This is a genomic window from Corallococcus sp. AB049A, assembly GCF_003668885.1.
Lineage (GTDB): Bacteria > Myxococcota > Myxococcia > Myxococcales > Myxococcaceae > Corallococcus > Corallococcus interemptor.
On the sequence record NZ_RAWL01000880.1, the window covers coordinates 1 to 665 of the forward strand.

General features: G+C 68.7%; 1 protein-coding gene. It reads right to left on the minus strand.

Features of this window, described 5'->3' with window-relative positions; translation table 11 throughout:
- Nucleotides 1–549 (minus strand): hypothetical protein (locus tag D7X55_RS45870; RefSeq protein WP_121725721.1); only part of this gene is annotated, 549 nt, incomplete at its 3' end.
- Between the last annotated feature and the right edge of the window lie 116 nt (nt 550–665).

A 665-nucleotide genomic window follows, 5' to 3' on the forward strand; every position in this document is an offset into this window, starting at 1 on the left:
CAGTACCTGCTCCACGGCCAGCTGCAGGGCGGCGGCCAGCGCCACGTAGATGGCGGTGGTGCGCAGGTACGGCCCGAACCACTGTGCGTAGTTCTGTGCCCAGCCGGCCAGCGTCGGTTCGGCCACGTTGCGGCTGGTCCAGTAGAAGCCGCCCTGCGCGAGCAGGTGACAGACCGCCACCGAGGCCACCAGCAGCAGCGCGCCCTTGGCCAGTACCGGCCAGCGTGCCCCCTGGTAGTTGCGGCCCAGCAGCATGCCGCCGGCCCACAGCGAGAAATACGCCGGCAGCAGCAGCCAGTAGCCCGGCGACACGCAGTAGTGCTGCCAGAAATCCAGGCCGCTGCTGCGGATCACGATCCAGTCCACCAGCACCGCGAACACCATCAGCAGCGGGAACGCCCAGCGGGTCCAGCCAGCCAGGTAGAAGCCGCCGATGAAGAACACCGCCCAGGAGGCATCCGGGATCGCCGCGAAGTGGTTGACCCGGGTCGCCGCCAGCAACAGCACGAGTACGGACAGGACGAAGGCACGGTTGGCGGTGGCGGACATGGCAGCGGGCCCGGAGCGGATTCAGGTTTCATTCTAGCCCGCCGCGCCGGTTGGCGCAGGTCGGGGGCTGTTGGGTGTCCGGGCGGGGCGAGCGCGTATCATGAACACCATGAGTG